Source organism: Aromatoleum sp. (assembly GCF_032027225.1).
Taxonomy (GTDB): domain Bacteria; phylum Pseudomonadota; class Gammaproteobacteria; order Burkholderiales; family Rhodocyclaceae; genus Aromatoleum.
The window spans coordinates 40328-58252 of sequence record NZ_JAVSMM010000008.1 but is presented as its reverse complement, the minus strand read 5'-3'; the positions used below and the strand labels follow the sequence as shown (position 1 = coordinate 58252).

Genomic DNA, 17925 nt, shown 5'->3' with positions numbered 1-17925 from the left:
GTCGCCGGGCAGGGGACCCCGGCGGGACTCGCCGGAACCGCACCCGCGGGAAACGGACCCGGTTCCCGACGACGTCGAGCCGTACGAGCGGCGCCGGCCGCGTGGCTCGCGCGCATCCAGCGGCGACACCGGCCGTGAGAGCCGCAGTGAATCGCGGCTGATCTACGGTTTTCACGCGGTACTCGGCAAGCTGCGCCGCGATCCGGACGCGGTGTTCGAGCTGTATCTGTCGTCCGCGCGCACCGACGCGCGCGCGAAGGACGTCGTCCATCTCGCCGAGTCGCAGAACGTCCGGCTGATCCAGGCCGAGGCCGACCGGCTCGACGGCATGGTCGGGACGCGACGGCATCAGGGCGTCATCGCCCGCGTCGACGCGCGCAGTCGCGACCTGAAACTTGCCGACGTGCTCGAAGTCCTCGACGAGAACGCGCTGATCCTGGTGCTCGACGGCGTGCAGGATCCGCACAACCTCGGCGCGTGCCTGCGCGTCGCCGATGCGGCGGGCGCGCACGCGGTCGTCGCGCCGAAGGACCGCGCGGTCGGCCTCAACGCGACCGCGGCGAAAGTCGCCAGCGGCGCGGCCGACAGCGTGCCCTACATCACCGTGACGAACCTCGCTCGCGCGCTGCGCGAGATGCAGGAAGCCGGCATCTGGGTCGTGGGCGCGGCCGGCGAAGCCGAGAAGTCGCTGTACGAGATCGACCAGAAGGGGCCGGTTGCCTGGGTGCTCGGCGCCGAAGGCGACGGCCTGCGCCGGCTCACGCGCGAAACCTGCGACGAGCTCGCGAAAATTCCGATGCTCGGCACCGTCGAAAGCCTCAACGTGTCGGTCGCGAGCGGCGTCTGCCTGTTCGAGGCGAGGCGCCAGCGCGGCGGCTGAGGCTGCTCGCGCCCGTTTGGGACGAGGCTGGCGGCGCAAAGCTCGCCGTGGAGTTCGCCTCGCCTCGTACGCTCGGCACCGTGGATCCCGTTCCGGGCGGTTGAGCTCCGCGTCGGCTCGCCCGCGCCCGACCCATGCGGCGCTCGCGCGTGGCGGGCACCCTGCGGAACCGGTGTTCGCGTTCGCGGCCGATCCGGCAGCGTCGATCGAGGCAAGCGGGGCTCGATCGACGCCGGCTCGAGGGGGCCCGCGCGTCGCCCTGCGCGCCCCGACCCCTCCGGCGCACGTCGCAACCGCTCGATGTCCCGCGTTGACGTGCGTCAACGTGGCGCGGCGGCGCGATGAAATTCATGATTTTCTCGACCTTCGTTTCATGATCGAGGCGATCCCCGCCTCCTGATCCATCCGATTCGGCTGCAAGGGCCGAGCGACGATGATGGCTGCGGATCGGTCGTCCGGCCGATCCTTCAATCGATGAACGAGGAGGCAGCCCATGGAGTGGATCGATCCCGCGTATTGCGATATCCGTCTCGGTTTCGAAGTGACGGCCTACGTCTACGTGCGCTGACACCCGGGGGCGGCACACATGCACACCCTGTGTCGCCCTGGTCGCGCTGAGGAGTCCTGCGCATGAACGAGTCGAGCCGGCCTGCCGCCGAAGACCGCTTCAGCCTCAACCCGATGTACCTCTTCCGCTGGGAGCCGACGCAGGACGCCCACGTCCTGCTCTACCCGGAAGGCATCGTGAAGCTGAACCGCACGGCGGCGGACATCATCGAGCACTGCGACGGCCGCAGCGCCGCCGCGATCGTCGCGGCGATGCAGGGCCGCTATCCCGGCGACGACGAGCGCGTCGCCGCGGGCGTCTACAAGTTTCTGGAGGTGTTCCGTGCCAAAGGATGGATCCGTCGTCAGGCTTGACGGGCAGGGCAAGCCGCTGTGGCTGGTGCTCGAGCTCACGTACGAGTGTCCGCTGAAATGTCCGTGGTGCAGCAATCCAGTCGATTACGCGCGGCGCAAGGGCGAGGAGCTGACGACCGCGGAATGGAAGCGGGTGTTGCGCGAGGGGCGGGAGCTGGGCGCCCTGCAGCTCGGTTTCACCGGCGGCGAGCCGCTGCTGCGTGACGACATCGAGGAGCTCGTCGCCGACGCCACCACGCTCGGCTACTACACGAACCTGATCACGTCGGGTGTCGGGCTGACCGAGCCGCGGCTCGTGAAGCTGAAGGAAGCGGGTCTGAAGCAGATCCAGCTGTCGCTGCAGTCGAACGAGCGCGAGCTGACGGACCGGCTGGTCGGCGCGCGCGTGTTCGACCTCAAGCTGCAGGTTGCGCGGATGATCAAGGCGCACGGCTTTCCGATGGTGCTCAACGTGCCGGTGTTCCGCCACAACATCGAGCAGGTCGAGGAAATCCTCGAGCTCGCCGCGGACATCGGTGTCGATTACCTCGAGTTCGCGAACATCCAGTACTACAACTGGGCGCTGGTGAATCGCGACGAGCTGATGCCGACGCGGGAGCAGATCGAAGCGGCCGAGCGCGCGGTGCAGGCAGCCCGCGAGCGGCTCGGCGACCGCATGACGATCTACTTCGTGATCCCCGATTACTACGAGGGGCGGCCGAAGGCGTGCATGAACGGCTGGGGAGCGATCCACCTGACGATCGCGCCCGACGGCGCCGCGATGCCGTGCCAGGAAGCGCGCGCGATCGAAGGGCTCGATTTCCCGACCGTACGCGAGAAGAGCCTCGCGTGGCTGTGGAACCAATCGCCGACCTTCCGCAAGTTCCGCGGCGACGAGTGGATGCGCGAACCGTGCCGCTCGTGCAGCGACAAGGAGACCGACTTCGGCGGCTGTCGTTGCCAGGCCTTCCTGCTGACCGGCGACGCCGCGAACACCGATCCGGCCTGCTCCCGGTCGCCGCACCATCACCTGATCGGCGAGGCGGTCGAGCGCGCGCAGTCGCCGGGCCGCACGGTCGTGCCGCTGGTGATGCGCACCGCAAGCAACGCGCGGCTGCAGCGGTCGGGAGCCGGCGAACATGCGTAGGCTGCTGGATTCGTCGATCGTGACGGTGCTGCTCGGAGTCGCGCTGACGGCGGCGCTCGCCGTCGTGCTGCGGTTCGCGGGCTGAAGGAGCGGGCGATGGAAGGTGTCCTGTTCGAAGTCGTCGCCCGCTGGCTGCATTTTCTCGGCGCGCTGGTGTGGATCGGCCACAACTACGCGACCGCGGTGACGCGGTCCCGCTACGTCCCGCTCACGGCGGCCGATCTCTCGGATCCGGACAGCCCGCGCCAGCGCGTACTGATGCAGCGCGAACACGGCGCATTCCGCTATGCATCGCTCGTGACCTGGGGCAGCGGCATGCTGATCCTGTGGCATCGCGGCTGGCTCGGCGACGCGCTGAGCCTGACCGGCTCGCTTGCGCCGCTCGGGCTCGGGATGTGGATCGCGACGCTGATGGTGGCCAACCTGTGGTTCGTGCTGTGGCCGCACCAGCAGCGGGTGCTGGGTTTCGTGCCGGCGCCGATCGACGAGCGCCTGCGCGCGTCGCGCGTGACCTTCCTGTCGGCGCGCGTGAACACGATGCTGTCGATACCGGTGCTGTTCTTCATGGGGGCCGGCACGCATGGCGTCGCGCTCTTTGGCTGAAGCGGCGGTGCCGGGGGGCGCAAGCGGTTTCAGCTTTTCCGCCGCGGCGGGGCCGCTGCCGGATGAAGTCGCTGCGGACGTGGCGGCGGCGTGCCGTCCTGGACGGGCGTCGATCCTGAGCCTGCCTTTCACGTCGCCGGCCTTCCGTCGCCTGCAGGAAGAGACCGAGGCCTGCCTGCGCCGCCTGCTCGATATCCCCGACCGTTTTCGCGTGCTGTTCCTCGCCGGGGGCGCGAGCGCGCAGTTTGCGCTGCTGCCGCTGAATCTGCTCGGCACGGCGTGCCGCGCGAGCTACGTCGACAGCGGCTGCTGGTCGCGGCGCGCGATCGCGGAGGCGAGGCGCTACGCTGAAGTGTCGATCGCCGCGCGGGCGCTCGCGGCCATTCCCGACGCCGCCGAGTGGCAGGTCGACCCGGGCGCGGCGTACTGCCACGTCACGAGCAACGAGACCGCGGACGGCCTCCAGTTTCGCGATTTTCCCGCGCTGCCGGTGCCGCTCGTCGCCGACATGACGTCGGACCTGCTGACGCGACCGCTCGACTTCACGCGGCTGTCGCTCGTGTATGCGGGGACGCAGAAGACGGTCGGGACGCCCGGGCTGACGCTCGTGATCGTCGACGAGCATCTCCTCGGCCGGGCACGCCCCGAAACGCCGCGCGTGATGGACTACGGGGCGCAGGCAGGCGCCGACTCGCGGCTCTGCACGCCGCCGGTGTTCCCGATCTTCGTCGCGCACCACATGTTGCAGTGGATCGAGGCGCACGGCGGTGTGTCGGCGATGGCCGACGCCGCCCGGCGGCGCAGCGACGCGGCGTACGCGGCGCTCGCGGAGGGCGAGGGCACGTACGCGATCTCGGTCGATTCCGCCCATCGCTCGCACATCAATCCGTGCTTCCGTCTCGCCGACGAGGCACGCACGGCGCTGTTCCTGAACGCGGCCGACGCCGCCGGGCTGCACGATCTCCGCGGGCATCCGGAAGTCGGCGGCGTGCGTGTGAGTCTCTACAACGGGGTCGCCGACGCCGCGGTCGACGCACTCGTCGACTTCCTGCGCGCGTTCGCGCGCCGGGGCAGCGGTCCGTGCGCGGCGTGATGCCGACGGTCGCACCGCCGCTGACGCCGCGTGCGTTGCGCGCCCGTTGGGCGGTCGCGCGCCTGCAGCGGCTCGCGACTCGCATCGACTGCGGGGGCGACACGACGGCGCCCTTCGGTCCCGTCAGCGCGATGGGGTTGCACTTCGCGTCGCCGATCGGCCTTGCCGCCGGTTTCGACCGGCGCGGCCGCCTGCTCGAAGGCGCGCACCGTCTCGGTTTCGGTGCCGTCGAAATCGGCACGCTCACTCCCGCGGACCCTCGTCCGGTGCTCGTCCGGCCGGTCGCGGGCGGCGTGCGTTTCGGGGTCAGCATCGGCAAGCCGCGTCATGTCGATTGGGACGATGCGGAGCACGCCTGCTTGCGGGCGCTGCGCTCATTCCACGCCGGCGCCGATTACGTGACGCTCAACCCCGGTCGCGATTGTCCGTCGCCGGCGCGCTTCGCGGCGCTTGCCGCAGCCGCGGCGCAACTGCGCGACCGGCTCGCGCGCCGCCGCCGGCGACCGCTGCCGCTGGTGGCCAAGCTGCCGGCGCGATGGCTCGACAGCGACGCCGCGTCGGCAATCGGCGTCGCTGACGCTTTCGTCGCCGCGGGCATCGACGGCCTGCTCGTGTCGACCGAGGGTGCGCGTGCCGCGCGCAACGCCTGTCGGTTGCTGTGCATGTTGGCGGACGCTCTCGACCCGCGCGTCTGCCTCATCAGCGTCGGCGGCATCGACTCGGTCGACGAGGCGGAGGCCCGGCTCGCTGCTGGCGCGACGCTCGTGCAGATCCATCGCGCGCTGCTCGCGCACGACCCGCGTCTGATCCGAGCGTTGGGGCGCCGAACGCGCAGCCGCTGACCCGCCCGCAAAGTCGTGCTGCGCGTCATCAAGATGCTGCTCATCCACGACATCGTCGAGATCGACGCCGGCGACATGCCGCTTCATGAGGCGACGGATCCGGCGGGGCAGGCGCAGCGCGAACGCGCGGCGGCAGAACGCATTTTCGGCCTGCTGCCCGCAGGGCTGACGACCGAGCTTCGGGCGCTGTGGTTCGAATTCGAGGCCGGCGAGACCGGCGATGCGCAGTTCGCGAAGGCGCTCGACCGCTTTCAGCCGGTGCTGCACAACGCCGCGACCGGCGGCGGGACCGGGGTCGAGAGCAGCGTGTCGCTCGAACAGGTCAAGTCCCGCTGCGGCCCGCCGATCGAGCGCGGTGCCTCGACGCTGTGGGCGGCGGCGCTCGAACTCGTCGAGTCGCACTACCGCGCACCGAACGATCGCAATCGTTGAACCGGTACTCGGACGCGCTGGCGCCTGCTTGTCGGGGCACGGTGCAGCGCTTCGCACCAGCGCGTCCGGAGCGAAGTCGAAGGGCAAAGTTGGGGCTCCGCCCGGCCACTGCAGTAGTCGCCCCGCGCGTTTCTATTTCGATGAATCCCTGCTGATCCGCCCCCGCGCGTCCTGAGTCTTCAGCCACGGCTGCGCGTCATGCTGTGGTGCAGCAACGCGCTTGCTGCACCGGGCTGGTGCTCCGTCATCCCGGCGCGACTCTGTCCTGTTCCCCGCTTTTCAGTCGATCTTCCCGCGTTTTCAATGGTTTGCAAGCGCTGCTCGCAACTGGCATCCGCCTTGCGATAGACAGCGCGCAGGCCGGAAACAACGGTGCTCCCGTGCGGTGCCAGACATCGTGACGGCAGCGTCCGGGGTTTCCGGGGAACGTTCCCCTGGAGTCGCTCGAAGCCTCTTTTCGCCTTCGCTGTCGGCCACCGCAGGGGCGCGTTCGCCGCCGCCCGGATGAACCCGCAGGAGAGATCGACATGAAGAAGATGAAGCTCGTGATGGTCGGCAACGGCATGGCCGGCGTACGCACGCTCGAGGAGCTGCTGAAACTCGCGCCCGACCTTTACGAGGTCACCGTGTTCGGCGCCGAACCGCACGGCAATTACAACCGCATCCTGCTGTCGCCGGTGCTCGCCGGCGAGATGACGCTGCCGGAGATCATGCTCAACGATCTCGACTGGTATCGCGACAACGGCATCACGCTGCATGCGGGGAAGATGGTCACGAAGATCGACCGCGTGCGCCGGCGCGTGATCGCGAACGACGGCACGGAGGCGGAATACGACCGGCTGCTGCTCGCGACCGGCTCGACGCCGTTCATCCCGCCGTTTCCCGGCAAGGAGCTGCCCGGCGTGCTCGCGTACCGCGACATCGCCGACACCGAGGCGATGATCGACGCGGCCAGCCGCTACCAGCACGCCGCCGTCATCGGCGCGGGCCTGCTCGGGCTCGAAGCGGCGAACGGCCTGATGCTGCGCGGCATGGACGTCACCGTCGTGCATCTCGCGGACTGGATCATGGAGCGCCAGCTCGACCGCGCCGCCGCCGACATGCTGCAGGCGTCGCTCGAAGCGAAGGGTATGAAGTTCGCGATGCCGAAGCAGACCGAGGCGCTTGTCGCAGGCGAGGACGGCCGCGTCTGCGCGGTGCGATTCAAGGATGGCGGCGAGATTCCCGCGGACCTCGTTGTCGTCGCCGCGGGCATCCGCCCGAACTTCGCGCTCGCCGAGTCCGCCGGGCTCCACTGTGGCGAAGGCCGGGTGCGCGGCATCGTCGTCTCCGACACGATGCAGACGATCACGGACCCGCGCATCTACGCGGTCGGCGAATGCGTCGCGCATCGCGGCGTTGCGTACGGGCTGGTCGCACCGCTGTTCGAGCAGGGCAAGGTGTGCGCGAACCACCTCGCGAACTTCGGCATCGGCCGCTACGAAGGCTCGGTCACCTCGACGAAGCTGAAGGTGACCGGCATCGACGTGTTCTCGGCGGGCGACTTCTCGGGCGGCGCGGACACCGAGGAGATCGTGCTGCACGACAAGCAGGGCGGCATCTACAAGCGCATCGTGGTCAAGAACGACCGCATCGTCGGCTCGGTGCTGTACGGCGACACCGCGGACGGCGCGTGGTACTTCCAGCTGATGAAAGACGGCCAGGACATCGGCGCGATCCGCGACCACCTGATGTTCGGCCAGAACCATTTGGGCGATGCCGGCCACAAGGGCGAGAACAAGGCCGCGGCGATGCCGGAAACCGCCGAAGTGTGCGGCTGCAACGGCGTGTGCAAGGGCTCCATCGTCAAGGCGATCAAGGAGAAGGGGCTCTTCACGCTCGACGAGGTCAAGAAGCATACGAAGGCGGCATCGAGTTGCGGCTCCTGCACCGGCCTCGTCGAGCAGATCCTCGCGTCGACGGTCGGCGGTGCCTACCAGGCGGTCAGCGCGCATGACAAGCCGGTGTGCGGCTGCACCGAGTTGTCGCACGGCGATGTCCGCCGCGCGATCCGCGACCACAAGCTGCTGTCGATTCCCGACGCGATGGACATGATGGCGTGGAAGACGCCGAACGGCTGCGCGACCTGCCGGCCGGCGCTGAACTACTACCTGATCTCGACCTGGCCGCACGAGGCGAAGGACGACCCGCAGAGCCGCTTCATAAACGAGCGCGCGCACGCGAACATCCAGAAGGACGGCACGTATTCGGTCGTGCCGCGGATGCTCGGCGGACTGACGACGCCGGCCGAGCTGCGCCGTATCGCCGACGTCGCCGAGAAGTACAACGTGCCGACCGTTAAGGTCACCGGCGGCCAGCGCATCGACCTCCTCGGCATCAAGAAGGACGATCTGCCGAAGGTCTGGAAGGACCTCGGCATGACGAGCGGTCACGCCTACGGCAAGAGCATCCGCACCGTGAAGACCTGCGTCGGCGCCGAGCACTGCCGCTTCGGCACGCAGCGCTCGATGGCGATGGGCGTCGATCTCGAACGCATGCTGTTCGGGATGTGGAGCCCGCACAAGGTCAAGCTCGCGGTGTCCGGCTGCCCACGCAACTGCGCCGAGGCCGGCATCAAGGACATCGGCGTGATCGGCGTCGATTCCGGCTGGGAGCTGTATGTGGCCGGCAACGGCGGCATCAAGACCGAGGTCGCGCAGTTCCTGTGCAAGGTCGCGACGCGCGAGGAGGTGCTCGAGACCTCCGCGGCCTTCCTGCAGCTCTACCGCGAGGAGGGCTTCTACCTCGAACGCACGGTGCATTACGTGCATCGCATCGGCCTCGAGCACGTGAAGAAGCAGGTCGTCGACGACGCGGCCAACCGCCGTGCGCTGTACGAGCGGCTGCTGTACGCGGTGCAGGACTACGAGGACCCGTGGGCCGAGCGCTACAAGCCGGACGCCGCGGTGCCGGCGAAGCGCGAGTACGAGCTGCTGCAGCCGATGCAGCCGCTGGAAGCGTGAGGACGACGACGATGACGACCCTGACGCCGATCAATCCCGTCGCTGTCGAACCGGGCTGGACGACGGTCTGTGCGCTCGACGACATCCCGAAACTCGGCGCCCGCGTGGTGTCGTCCGCGAGCGGCGACATCGCGATCTTCCGCAGCGCCGACGATGAGGTGTTCGCGGTGCACGACAAATGTCCGCACAAGGGCGGCCCGCTGTCGCAGGGCATCGTGCACGGCCGCGAAGTCACCTGCCCGCTGCACGGCTGGAAGATCGCGCTCGCGAGCGGCGACGCGCTCGCGCCCGACGTCGGCTGCACGAAGCCGTTCGAAGTGAAGCTCGTCGACGGCCTCGTGCTGCTGAAGGCTTGAGAACCCGTAGGGCGGAAAACGGAGTCTTGGCGCAGGCAAGACGGAGTTTCGGCGACGCCAAACGCGTAGCCCATTCCGCCGTGCGATGCCCGCGTGCCGGCGCCTTCGGCGAATTACGCCTGTGGCTCATGCGCCCTACGGGACTGAACGGCACTTACCCCAATTGCCAACGGAGAACCGAAAAATGAACAGAGCCTTCTTCAAGGCGGGCCATCCGCCGACGCTGCTCGCGGCGTTCCTGTACTTCGACCTCGCTTTCATGGTGTGGGTCATGCTCGGTCCGCTCGGCGTGCAGATCGCCGCCGACCTTGGGCTCGACCACGCGCAGAAGGGGCTGATGGTGGCGGTCCCGGTGCTCGCCGGCGCGGTGCTGCGCATCGTCATGGGCGTGCTCGTCGATCACCTGAAGCCGAAGGTGGCCGGCGCGATCGGCCAGGTCGTCGTCATCGCGGCGCTCGCGGTCGCGTGGCGAGTCGGCATCGACAGCTTCGAGCAGACGCTGCTGCTGGGCGTCTTCCTCGGCGTCGCCGGCGCGTCGTTCGCGGTCGCGCTGCCGCTCGCGTCGCGCTGGTATCCGCCCGAGCATCAGGGCACCGCCCTCGGCATCGCCGGCGCCGGCAACTCCGGCACCGCGATCGCCGCCCTTGTCGCACCGGCGCTTGCGGCCGCGTATGGATGGACGAACGTGTTCGGGCTGGCGCTGGTCCCGCTCGTCGCCGTGTTCGCGTTCTACCTCGCGGTCGCGAAGGACGCGCCGGAGTGCCCGCCGGCGAAGCCGCTCACCGAATATTTCAAGGTGCTGAAGGACAAGGACGCGTGGTGGTTCATGTTCTTCTACGCGGTGACCTTCGGCGGCTTCGTCGGCCTCGCGTCGTCGCTGGCGATCTACTTCAATACGCAGTACGGGCTCGACGCGAAGACGGCGGGCTATTTCACCGCCGCGTGCGTGTTCGCCGGCTCGCTTGTGCGGCCGCTCGGCGGCGCAATCGCGGATCGCATCGGCGGCATCCGCAGTCTGTCGGTCGTGTATGTCGCGGCGGCGCTGTTCCTCGGCATCGTCAGCGTCGGGCTACCGGCGGCGTGGATGGCACTCGCGACCTTCGTCGCCGCGATGCTCGCGCTCGGCCTCGGCAACGGCGCCGTGTTCCAGCTCGTGCCGCAGCGCTTTCGCAGGGAGATCGGCGTGATGACGGGTCTGGTCGGCATGGCGGGCGGCGTCGGCGGCTTCTACCTCGCGTCGTCGCTCGGCTACGCGAAGCAGGCGACCGGCAGCTATCAGCCCGGCTTTCTGATCTTCGCGGCGCTCGCGCTCGCGGCGCTCGCCGGGCTGTCGTCGGTGAAGACGCGCTGGCGCACGACCTGGGGCGCGGCGCACCTGACGTCGGCGAAGATTTGAAGCTCGGGCGGAGAAGCGGCGTGGCAACCATCATCGACGCGATTACGCGCTTCAAGGCGCCGGGGCCAGCCGCACCGGCTGCGACGGGGGCGACCGGGGCGGCCCTCCAGATCACGCTCGGCCACGCGTCGCAGCAAGGGCTGCGACCGGCGAACGAGGACTTCGTCGGCGCGGTCACGCCGGACGGGGCGCTGCTCGACTCCAAGGGGCTGCTGCTCGCGATCGCCGATGGCGTCGGCGGCCATGCGCGCGGGCGGGAGGCGGCCGAATACTCGGTGCGCGGGCTGCTCGCCGACTACTTTTCGACGCCCGACACCTGGAGCGTCGAGAAGTCGCTCGACACGGTGATCGGCGCGCTGAACCGCTGGCTGCTCGCGCAGTCGGCGAAATCGCGCGAGTACGCCGGCATGGCGACGACGCTGACCGCGTTCGTGCTGCGCGGCCGGCGCTACCACGTCGCGCACGTCGGCGACTCGCGCGCCTATCTCTATCGCGGCGGTGAACTGCGCCGGCTGACCGAGGACCACACCTGGGATCACCCGGAGTTCGACAACGTGCTGCGGCGCGCGGTGGGGTTGGACGCGCAGCTCACGGTCGACTTCGATGACGGCGAACTGATGGCGGGCGATCGCTTCGTGCTCGTCACCGACGGCGTCTGGGGCGCGCTCGGCGACGGTGGCATCGCGGAACTGCTTGCGTACAACGCGAACGCCGAGGACGTTGCCGACATCCTGACGCTCGAAGCGCTCGCGCGCGGCGCGACCGACAACTGCACGGCGCTCGTCACGAACGTCGTCGCAGTGCCGGCCGACACGCTGCGCGACCGGCTCGCGGGCGCCCGTCGCCTGCCGCTGCCGCCGCCGCTGAAGGCGGGCGACGTGCTCGATGGCCTGCACGTCGACGCGCTGCTGCACGAGTCGCGGGTGACCTTGCTGTACCGGGTGACCCGGGAAGCGACGGGCGAAGCGCTGGTGATGAAAACCTTGCGGCCGGGAGCCGACGACGATGAGGCGGTCGCCGCGCTGCTGCGCGAGGAATGGCTCGCGCGCCGCGCGCCCTCGCAGGCTTTTCCGACGGTCGTCGACGCCGTCGGCCGCAGCTGCCTGTACTACCTGATGAGCTGGCACGAAGGCGAGACGCTGAAGGCGAAGCTCGCGCACGGCCATTGCATTGCCTTGCACGAGCTCGTCGCGATCGGCGTCGCGCTGTTGCGCGCGCTCGCGAGCTTGCACCGGCTCGGCATCGTGCATCGCGACGTGAAGCCGGACAACGTGCATGTCGACCGCTGGGGCCGCTTGCGGCTGCTCGACTTCGGCGTCGCCGCGTCGGATGCCGACGACCGGCGCGAGATCAACAACCCCGGCACGCCGTCGTATATGGCGCCACAGCTCATCAGAGGCGAAGCGGCGAGCGCGTCGTCGGATCTCTACGCTTGCGGAGTCACGCTGTACGAGCTCCTGACGCGCAAGTACCCGTACGGTGAGGTCGAGCCGTTTCAGCGTCCGCGCTTCGGCGAGCCGGTGCCACCGACGCGCTACCGCCCCGACACGCCGGCCTGGCTCGAAGCGGTGCTGCTGAAAGCCTGTGCGCGTGACGCGAAGGAGCGCTTCGAGACCGCGGAGGAATTCCTCCTCGCGCTCGAGCGCGGTGCGCATCGCCCGCTCGCGAAGCCGCGCCGTACGCCGCTCGTCGCGCGCAATCCCGGCCTCGCGCTGAAGCTCGTCGTTGCGGCGTCCCTGCTGATGAACCTGATCCTGCTGTTCCTGCTCAGCCGGCACTAGACCGGCGAGCCTCTCCCGCGGAGCCCCGATGAAGACGAAAGCGACCTGCCCCTACTGCGGCGTCGGCTGCGGCGTGCTGATCGAGCACGACGGACGCAAGATCACCGGCGTCGCCGGCGACTCCGATCACCCCGCGAACTTCGGCCGGCTGTGCACCAAGGGCTCGACGCTGCACCTGAGCGCGCGGCCCGAATCCCGCCTGCTGCATCCCGAGCTGCGCACGGCGCGCGGACTCCCGCGCGAGCGCGTGAGCTGGGACAGCGCGCTGGCGATCGCCGCCGAGCGCTTCGCGGCGGCGATCCGCGAGCACGGGCCCGATTCGGTCGGCTTCTACATCTCCGGGCAGCTGCTGACCGAGGACTACTACGTCTTCAACAAGCTCGTGAAGGGGCTCGTCGGCACGAACAACCTCGACTCGAACTCGCGCCTGTGCATGTCGAGCGCGGTCGCTGCGTACAAGCAGACGCTCGGCGCCGACGCGCCGCCGTGTGCGTACGAGGACTTTGCGCTGACCGACTGCGTGCTGATCGCCGGCGCGAATCCGGCGTACGCGCACCCGATCGCGTTCCGCCGCATCGAGGATGCGAAGGCCGCGCGGCCGGACATGAAGATCATCGTCGTCGACCCGCGGCGCACCGACACCGCGGCGACCGCCGATCTCCACTTGCCGATCCTGCCGGGCACGGACATCTGGCTCTACAAGGCGATGCTCAACGTGCTGCTGTGGGAGGGGCTCGTCGATTACGCCTTCGTGCGCGAGCACACCGACGGCTTCGCGGCGCTGCGCGACCACGTGCGTGACGTCACGCCGGCGGTCGCGGCCGAAGTCTGCGGCCTCGGCAAGCGCGGCGCCGACGACATCGTCACCGCCGCGCGCTGGTGGGGCGAGGCGAAGGCGGCGATGTCGCTGTGGTGCCAGGGGCTGAACCAGTCGACGCACGGCACGCATAACGGCACTGCGCTGATCGCGCTGTCGCTCGCGACCGGCAAGATCGGCCGCCCCGGCTGCGGTCCGTTCTCGCTGACCGGTCAGCCGAACGCGATGGGCGGACGCGAAGTCGGCGGCATGGCGAACCTGATGAGCGGCCACCGCGACCTCGCGAACGCCGTGCACCGCGCGGAAATCGCGAAGCTGTGGGGCGTCGACGACGTGCCCGCGAAGCCGGGGCTCACCGCGATCGAACTCTTCGACGCCGCGCACGACGGCCGCATCAAGGCGCTGTGGATCGCCTGCACGAACCCGGCGCAGTCGCTGCCGGAGCAGGAGCGGCTGCGCGAGGCGCTCGCGCGCTGCGACTTCGTCGTGCTGCAGGAGGCTTACCGCAATACCGAGACGGCGCCGTTCGCCGACCTCTTGCTGCCGGCCGCGAGCTGGGGCGAGAAGGAGGGCACGGTGACGAACTCGGAACGGCGCATCACGCATGTGCGGCGCGCGGTTCCGCCGCCGGGCGAGGCGAAGGCCGACTGGCGCATCGCGTGCGATTTCGCGCTCGCGCTCGGGCCGCGCATCGGCAAGGACGCGGCGAAGCTTTTCCCGTACGCGTCGCCGGCCGAAATATTCGCCGAGCATGTCGCGACGACGCGCGGGCGCGATCTCGACATCGGCGGGCTCTCGTACGACGTACTCGACGCCGCCGGGCCGCAGCAGTGGCCGTTCCCCGAAGGGGCCGATGCGAGGGACGCCGCTAGCCGTGCGCGCCTGTACGCCGACAACCGCTTTCCGACAGCGAACGGCCGCGCGCGCTTCGTCGTGCCCACCGGGGCGCTGACCGCCGAGCGTACCGATGCGCGCTACCCGCTGGCGCTGACGACCGGGCGACTGCGAGACCAGTGGCACGGCATGAGCCGCAGCGGCAAGGTCGCGCAGCTCTACAACCACGTCGACGAGGCGCGGATCGACATGCACGCCGACGACCTCGCGTTGCGCGGGATCAAGAGCGGCGAGCTCGTCCGCGTGAAAAGCCGGCGCGGCGACGTGATCCTGCGCGCGGAGGCGTCGGCCGAGATTCGCTCCGGTCAGGCCTTCGTCGCGATGCATTGGGGCACGAACGCGCTGAATTCGCCCGGCGCCAACGCGCTGACGCTGCGCGCGTTCGACCCGTTCTCGAAGCAGCCGGAACTGAAGCACGCGACGGTGCAGGTCGAGAAGGTGGTGCTGCCGTTCCAGGCGCTGATCCTGCGCGGCGAACCCGGCGCGGGAGAACGAACGGATGAAGAGGCCGGCGCGGGCGCCACCGGTGTCGCGCTCGAGCGTGCGGCCGCGCTTGCGCCGTGGCTCGGGCGCTTCGCGTATGCGTCGCTCGCGCTCGCCGGCCGCGACCATCCCGCGGTCGTGCTACGCATCGCGCACGACCAGCCGATTCCGCCCGGGTGGCTCGCCGAGCTCGACGTGCTGCTCGGGCTCGACGACGCGCACTGCGTGACCTACAGCGATGCGCGCCGAGGCATCACGAAGCGCGCGCGGATCGAGAACGGCCTGCTCGTCGGCCTGCGGCTGACCGGCGAGACCGTCGCTGCCGCGTGGCTGCGCGACGTGCTGGTCGAGCGTCAGCCGACGACCGACTTGCGGCGCTGGATCCTCGCGCCGCTCGCGTCGCCGCCCGCCGGCGCGACGCCGCGCGGCCGCATCCTCTGCAACTGCCTCGACGTCTCCCAGCGCGACATCGAGGCGGCTGTCGCCGGTGGCGCCGGATTCGATGCGCTGCAGGCGAAGCTCGGCTGCGGCACCGGTTGCGGCGCCTGCGTGCCGGAAATCAGGCGGCTAGTTGCGCGGGCGTAGTGCGGCGGGAAATCCCGACGAGAATCAGGATTGCGCCGACGAGGAGCGCGAGCGTGTCGGGCTCGGGCACTTCGAGCGCCGCGAACAGCGCGTTTGCGAGTGCGCGATGGCCGGCCGTGGTCGGGTGGAATCCGTCCCAGAACAGCCGGGTTGCGGCCTCGGCTTCACTGCACAGTATTTCGTACTGCACCTGCCCGTTCGGGCCGATCCCGCTCTCGCGCTGGCATCGGTGCTGCACGTCGGTCAGCCCGTAGCGCGTGGGGTTCGCAACCGCGTCGTTCAGTAGCGCGAAGGTGTCGAAGGCCGTGATGTCGAGCGTGCCGAAGCTGTCCAGCAGCGCCGCGAGCGCGGCGTTGAAGGCGGCGCTCGCGGCGGTCGCGAGCGGGGCGCGGGGAACCGCGCCGTCGCCGGTCGTACCCGGAACGATGCCCAGGTCGGGGACGTTCGGAATCAGGAAGTGCGCCGCGCCCTCGGCCGCGAGCATCTCGATCGCGGTGCCGATCCTGCCGATCGCGTTCGCGATGGTCTGGCCCGGCGCGGCGCCCCCGAGGATGTCCTCGATGTCGTTCGAGCCGACGAAGAGCACATACAGTGCGCTGGCGTCGGCTGCGGGCGCCGCGGTGACGTATTGCTCCACTTGCTGCGCGAAACTCAGCGATCCGGGCACGACGACCGAACCGCTGCGTGCACCGCCGTACGCGTAGTTCGTGTCTCCGGCCAGCGACGGCCGCAGGTCCAGGCCGAGACGGGCCGCGAGCTGTTCCGAATAGACCGGGCCGTTCGAGAACCGGCCGTTGCTATAGCCGGCCGGAGCCGGAACGATCGGAAAGCCGGGATCGCTCGCGTGGACCGTGCTGCTGAGGATGAAGTCGTTGCCGGTGTCGGACAGGCTGTCGCCGAAAAAATAGATGTTGCCGAAGGGCGCCGCGGTCACGGGTGCGGAGACGGTGGCGAGCACGACTGCGAAGCCTGCGAAAAGCGATCGGGACATCGGGCAATCCTCGCGAGCGATATGCCTGAAGCGTAGATGGCGGCGTCGAGAGCGGTTCCGGTGTTTCGTAAGCGTTTGATTCCGGGAAGCCCGAGCTTGCGGGCGCCCGCACAAACCGCAGAGCCAACGCGGGTCGGTCGGAACGACCGGGCGCCGAGCCCGCGCATGGGCCGAGTGTGCCGGCGCGGCAAATATCGCGTCCTAGGATATTCGATCGCGAGAGGCGGCTTTGTACTCTGAGGCACGACAGCCGCCACGACGTCGAAACCGCCGCAATTTCAGCGGCTTGGATGCGTGCGTCTGTCTCATGACGACGCCCTGGAAGGGCGTCGCACACCAATAACGGAGTGAGGCAGAAGACATGAGATTCGCACTCGCCGGCGTGGCCGCCGCGCTCGCCGCGGCCCCCGCGTTCGCCCAGGACAATTCGATCGATGCGCTGCGCGAGCAACTCGGTCGCCTGCAGGCGCGCCTCGATCAACTCGAGAAGGAACGCGCCGCCGCACCCGCCGCGCCTGCCGCAGCAGCGCAGACGATGCCCGCCAACGTCGTCACCGGCGGCGATACGCCGGGCAGTTTCAAGCTCCCCGGCTCGAACACCTCGGTGCAGATCGGCGGCTACCTGAAGCTCGACGCGATCTACGACCGCGACCAGGACCTTGGCGACACGCTGTTCGTCGACGGCCTGTCGACGTCCGGCGCGCAACGGGAAGGACACTTCCGGCTGCACGCGCGCGAGTCGCGCCTGTTTTTCAAGACCTCGACGCCGACCGACCTCGGGCTGCTGCGCACGCATCTGGAGGCGGACTTCTTCGGCGGCGGCGGGGACGAAGTGTTCTCGAACTCGCGCAGCTTCCGCATCCGCCACGCGTACGGCGAACTCGGCGGCTTTCTCGCCGGCCAGACGTGGTCGAACTTCATGCATTTCGCGGGCTACCCGGAGACCGTCGATTTCGACGGCCCGGTCGGCGTGACCTTCCTGCGCCAGGCGCAGGTGCGCTACACCTTGCCGGTCGGCCCCGGCAGCCTCTCGGTCGCGGCCGAGAACCCGGAAGCGACCGGTTTCGCCAACGAGAAGGACTCGTCGCCCGACCTCACCGCGCGCTACAGCTGGACGGGCAAGACCGCGGCGCTCGAAGCGGGCGCGCTGCTGCGTCGGCTCGCCTACGACGACGGCACGAATGACGATACGGCGACCGGCTACGGCCTGATGCTCGCCGGCAACGTCGCGCTCGGCGATGCGACGCGGCTGATGGGCGGCGTGATCTGGGGCGACGGCATCGGGCGTTACGTGTATTCGGCGAGCGGCTCGTCCGACGGCACCGCCGGTATCGGCGAAGCGTACATCGACGCCGACGGCAAGCTCGAGGCGATCAAGACGCGCGGCTTCAACGTCGCGCTGCTGCATCAATGGACGAAGCGTTTCCGCTCGTCGCTGTCCTACGGCCAGGCACGCGGCGACCGCCCGTCGAACCTGTTCCCGACCTCGACGCGCAAGCTCGAGAGCATCCACTTCAGCCACTTCTACCAGGTCTCCGACCCGGTCACGCTCGGCTTCGAGATCGCGCGCGCAGAAAAGGAAACGCAGGACGGCGACTCGGCCGACGCGCTGCGCTTCCAGGCATCTGCGAAGTACGCGTTCTGATTGTGCGCCCCCCGGGGCGCGCCCCCGCCGAACGCCGCCGCATTCCGTGGCGGCGTTTGCCGTTCACCACCATGTGAT

The 17925-nt window shown here is 69.4% G+C and carries 15 protein-coding genes; 14 read left to right on the top strand and 1 reads right to left on the bottom strand.

Going from position 1 to position 17925, the window contains the following annotated elements:
- The first annotated feature begins 157 nt into the window (after positions 1 to 157).
- From rlmB to ROZ37_RS10700, 13 genes are all read left to right on the top strand, one after another.
- On the top strand, positions 158 to 880 hold the full coding sequence (gene rlmB / locus ROZ37_RS10755) for a 23S rRNA (guanosine(2251)-2'-O)-methyltransferase RlmB (RefSeq protein ID WP_312659472.1): 723 nt from the start codon (positions 158 to 160) through the stop codon (positions 878 to 880).
- A 493-nt stretch (positions 881 to 1373) separates the two neighbouring features.
- Entirely contained in the window at positions 1374 to 1448 is a 75-nt protein-coding gene (gene pqqA / locus ROZ37_RS22105) for a pyrroloquinoline quinone precursor peptide PqqA (protein ID WP_409449956.1), read from the top strand.
- Between the two features lie 62 nt (positions 1449 to 1510).
- Positions 1511 to 1801: a pyrroloquinoline quinone biosynthesis peptide chaperone PqqD gene (gene pqqD / locus ROZ37_RS10750; protein ID WP_312659345.1), complete on the top strand. Its 291-nt coding sequence runs from the start codon at positions 1511 to 1513 to the stop codon at positions 1799 to 1801.
- Positions 1770 to 2927, top strand: coding sequence for a pyrroloquinoline quinone biosynthesis protein PqqE (pqqE, locus tag ROZ37_RS10745; RefSeq protein WP_312659344.1), 1158 nt, complete (start codon positions 1770 to 1772; stop codon positions 2925 to 2927). The genes pqqD and pqqE overlap by 32 nt, the downstream gene beginning before the upstream one ends.
- Before the next feature lie 96 nt (positions 2928 to 3023).
- Entirely contained in the window at positions 3024 to 3530 is a 507-nt protein-coding gene (locus tag ROZ37_RS10740) for a hypothetical protein (protein WP_312659343.1), read from the top strand.
- Complete coding sequence (gene serC, locus ROZ37_RS10735) at positions 3508 to 4623, top strand: 3-phosphoserine/phosphohydroxythreonine transaminase (RefSeq protein WP_312659342.1); 1116 nt, start codon at positions 3508 to 3510, stop codon at positions 4621 to 4623. Before ROZ37_RS10740 ends, serC begins: the two co-directional genes overlap by 23 nt.
- Entirely contained in the window at positions 4623 to 5465 is an 843-nt protein-coding gene (locus ROZ37_RS10730; protein ID WP_312659341.1) for a dihydroorotate dehydrogenase, read from the top strand. The genes serC and ROZ37_RS10730 overlap by 1 nt, the downstream gene beginning before the upstream one ends.
- A 15-nt stretch (positions 5466 to 5480) precedes the next feature.
- Complete coding sequence (locus tag ROZ37_RS10725) at positions 5481 to 5897, top strand: HD domain-containing protein (RefSeq protein WP_312659340.1); 417 nt, start codon at positions 5481 to 5483, stop codon at positions 5895 to 5897.
- Between the two features lie 527 nt (positions 5898 to 6424).
- Positions 6425 to 8899 (top strand): nitrite reductase large subunit NirB, encoded by a 2475-nt coding sequence (gene nirB, locus ROZ37_RS10720; protein WP_312659339.1) that lies wholly within the window; start codon positions 6425 to 6427, stop codon positions 8897 to 8899.
- A gap of 11 nt (positions 8900 to 8910) precedes the next feature.
- Entirely contained in the window at positions 8911 to 9255 is a 345-nt protein-coding gene (gene nirD, locus ROZ37_RS10715) for a nitrite reductase small subunit NirD (RefSeq protein WP_312659338.1), read from the top strand.
- A 184-nt stretch (positions 9256 to 9439) separates the two neighbouring features.
- Complete coding sequence (locus tag ROZ37_RS10710) at positions 9440 to 10651, top strand: nitrate/nitrite transporter (RefSeq protein ID WP_312659337.1); 1212 nt, start codon at positions 9440 to 9442, stop codon at positions 10649 to 10651.
- A 20-nt stretch (positions 10652 to 10671) separates the two neighbouring features.
- Entirely contained in the window at positions 10672 to 12432 is a 1761-nt protein-coding gene (locus ROZ37_RS10705; RefSeq protein WP_312659336.1) for a protein kinase domain-containing protein, read from the top strand.
- A 28-nt stretch (positions 12433 to 12460) separates the two neighbouring features.
- Positions 12461 to 15211, top strand: a complete 2751-nt coding sequence (locus ROZ37_RS10700) for a molybdopterin-dependent oxidoreductase (RefSeq protein WP_312659335.1) — start codon at positions 12461 to 12463, stop codon at positions 15209 to 15211.
- Here ROZ37_RS10700 and ROZ37_RS10695 read toward each other — a convergent pair.
- Entirely contained in the window at positions 15186 to 16202 is a 1017-nt protein-coding gene (locus ROZ37_RS10695) for an SGNH/GDSL hydrolase family protein (protein WP_312659334.1), read from the bottom strand. The genes ROZ37_RS10700 and ROZ37_RS10695 overlap by 26 nt on opposite strands.
- A 361-nt stretch (positions 16203 to 16563) precedes the next feature.
- On the opposite strand from ROZ37_RS10695, the gene ROZ37_RS10690 reads away from it, so the two are divergent.
- Entirely contained in the window at positions 16564 to 17847 is a 1284-nt protein-coding gene (locus ROZ37_RS10690; RefSeq protein WP_312659333.1) for a DcaP family trimeric outer membrane transporter, read from the top strand.
- The last annotated feature ends 78 nt before the right edge of the window (positions 17848 to 17925 follow it).